4 protein-coding genes are annotated in these 2,780 nt (G+C 70.7%); 2 read left to right on the forward strand and 2 right to left on the reverse strand.

What is annotated here, in order from left to right:
- Together VF139_09880 and VF139_09885 are read left to right on the forward strand one after the other, a co-directional pair.
- Positions 1–456: ATP-binding cassette domain-containing protein (locus tag VF139_09880; protein HEX6851702.1), on the forward strand; the 456-nt coding region annotated here is incomplete at its 5' end.
- Positions 453–1,739 (forward strand): ABC transporter permease, encoded by a 1,287-nt coding sequence (locus VF139_09885; GenBank protein HEX6851703.1) that lies wholly within the window; start codon positions 453–455, stop codon positions 1,737–1,739. The genes VF139_09880 and VF139_09885, both read left to right, overlap by 4 nt.
- Here the strand turns inward: VF139_09885 and VF139_09890 are convergent.
- A complete protein-coding gene (locus tag VF139_09890; protein HEX6851704.1) occupies positions 1,672–2,430 on the reverse strand; it encodes a hypothetical protein in 759 nt (252 codons plus the stop codon). The two genes, VF139_09885 and VF139_09890, sit on opposite strands and share 68 nt — an antisense overlap.
- Positions 2,420–2,680, reverse strand: a complete 261-nt coding sequence (locus tag VF139_09895; GenBank protein HEX6851705.1) for a hypothetical protein — start codon at positions 2,678–2,680, stop codon at positions 2,420–2,422. Before VF139_09895 ends, VF139_09890 begins: the two co-directional genes overlap by 11 nt.
- Between the last annotated feature and the right edge of the window lie 100 nt (positions 2,681–2,780).

Here is a 2,780-nt window from a genome sequence, read left to right on the forward strand (position 1 = left end):
CGCGCCCGCGCGATGTACCGCAGGGAGACGGTCGGCTTCGTCTTCCAGTCGTTTCACCTCGTTCCGAGCCTCACCGCCGAGCAGAACGTCGCGCTCGCGCTCACGTTCCAGGGGGTCTACGGGGCCGAGCGCGCGCGACGCGCCTCCGAGGCGCTCGAGCGCGTGGGGCTCGGGGCACGCGCGGGTCACCGCCCCGGTCAGCTCTCGGGAGGCGAGCAGCAGCGCGTGGCGATCGCGCGCGCGCTCGTGCACCACCCTCCCCTGCTCCTCGCCGACGAACCCACCGGAAACCTCGACCGCAAGAACGCCGAGGACGTCCTCGCGGCGCTGCGCGAGGCGCGCGCGGCCGGAGCGACCGTCGTCGCGGTGACCCACGACGAGGCGACCGCGCGGCGCGAGGCCTCCCGCGTCGTGCGCCTGAGTGACGGCCGCGTCGTCGCGGAGGAGCGCCCGTGAGGTTCTGGGAGCTGCTGAAGCTCGCCCTCGAGGGGGTCCGCCGCACACCGCTTCGCACGACGCTGACCTCGCTGGGCGTCGCGATCGCGACGGGAGCGCTCGTCGCCATGGTGGCCTTCGCCGAGGGGATCGAGCGCCAGGCGCGCCTTCCGTTCGACGAGCTCGACCTGCTCAGCCGCATCGAGGTCTCCGCCGATCGCGACAAGAAGGACGCGGATCCGCTCGACGACGCCGCCCTCGAGCGGATCCGCGCGATCCCGGGGGTGGCGCTCGCCTACCCCGAGATGAGCAAGGGGATCGAGCTCGTCGCCGGGGAGAAGAAGAGCGCGGCCTACGCCTCCGCGATCCCGAGAGAGGCGGCGTCCCTTCCGTTCGTGAAGCGGCTCGTCAAGCACGGCTCGTTCTTCTCCGAGGGGACCGCCGCCGAGGCGCTCCTCGGCTCGGAGGTCGCGCGCAACCTCGGCTTCGATCCCCCCGAGTCCGCCGTCGGCGGCGAAGTGCAGGCCGTCTCGGCGGGACTCGTGCCCACCTTCCCTGTGGGGTTCCGATGGGAACGCACGACGACGACGCTGCGGATCGTCGGGCTCATCGAGGGGGCCGGGTGGTACGGGCCCGCCGCCTCGCGCGCCGCGCTCCTGCCGACCGACGTGATGCGCGCCCTGCCGGGGGTGTCGGCCGAAGGGGCTCTCGCGGCGCTTCGCCGGGACGAGACGGCGGAGCCGACCGGCGGATACGGCACGATCGTGGTGCGGGCGAAAGGCGCGGCCGAGGTCGAGGCGATCGAGAAGAGCCTCGGCGAGATGGGCTGGAAGACGTATTCGATGACCTCGCGCCTCGAGTCGATGCGGACCTACTTCATCGTGATGGACGTGATCCTCGGCGCCATCGGGACGGTCGCGCTCGTGATCGCCGGCCTCGGGATCGTGAACACCCTGCTGATGAGCGTCCTCGAGCGCTACCGCGAGATCGGGACCTGGAAGGCGCTCGGCGCCTCCGACGGCGACGTCCGGGTGTTGTTCCTCGTCGAGGCGGGACTCGTGGGACTGCTCGGCGGGATCGGCGGAATCGCGCTCGGGCGGGTCACGGCGTGGGCGATCGGACTCGGCGTCTCGGCCTACGCCCGCTCGAAGGGGGCGACCCAGGAGGTCGTCGTGTTCGCCTTCCCGCTGTGGCTCGTCGCGGGGGCCTGCGCCTTCGCGATCGCGGCGAGCGTCGTCAGCGGCGTCTACCCCGCCTCGCGGGCCGCGAAGGTCGATCCGATCCGGGCGTTGAGGGGGGAGTAGGGGGCTTCGCAACCTCGGCCTTCGGGTGGAGCAACGCCCAGTCTCGTTTGACGCCCCACGCGGTCGCGAACGAGCCGTAGGTCCGACGGGCAAGCTCGGCCGCCGTCGCGTCCGGTTCCCGCTCGAGCACCGCCCACATGTCGGCGCGGTAGCTCGGTCCCATCAGGATTCGAAGGCGGTACGTGCCGTGACGGAGGGCGAGATCCGCCGGGGGAAGCACGTCGGAAGCTCGGTCGCGCAGGACGCCCGCCGGGACGCGCAACCGGGCGTCGGCGAAACGAGGGTCCTCGCCTCGTCTGCGCACCTGGAACGCCGTGCCCGCGCGAAGCAGATCGATCCTCGCGCCTTCGTGAAGCGTGGCGAGCCGCGCAAGGCGACGGTCTTTCCCCAGCCAGCCGCCGATCGCCGCCCAATAGACGCGAACCCTCGGCGACGGTTGGCTGGAAAGCGCTCTCAGGAGACGATCCGCGTTCACGCGCGGGTGGTGGATTCCAACCCAGGTGGTGAGCACGGCCAGCACGCGCAGATCGTCCCGCTCCATCCCCTCGACGGACGCCGCGATGATCGTGTCCTCGATGTTGGGCTCGACGGCGGCGTCCGCGGCGAACCGCATGCCGATCCCGACCATGTCGGAAGTCAGGCGTGATCCCTCCGGCAACGCCGAAGTCTCGACCGCTCGGCTAAACGGCATGACCGAGCCTCGTCCGCAGGTCGGACTCATCGAGCGCCTGGCTGCGTTCCCGCTCCCGCGCAGCGAACCGGGAAGCCGCGTCGACAATTGCGGTGGGAATCTGCGGGGTGAGAACGTCGCAGTCCCTGGTCTGACGCGAGGGAACGCCGAGCAGTGCCATCGCGACGCCACCGATGACGACGGCGTCGAGGTGCAGACCCTCGTCCGCGAGGAACCGGTCGAAGCGACCGATCGTCTCCAAGGGTTTCATGGGTATCGGTCTAACTGATACTAATCCGATTCTCGAAAGCTGGCGCCCCAAGTCGGACTCAGTTCGAACTGGTCCCGATCCGGTCCACTTGACGGAACGA

This window comes from Candidatus Polarisedimenticolaceae bacterium (genome assembly GCA_036376135.1).
GTDB lineage: Bacteria > Acidobacteriota > Polarisedimenticolia > Polarisedimenticolales > DASRJG01 > DASVAW01.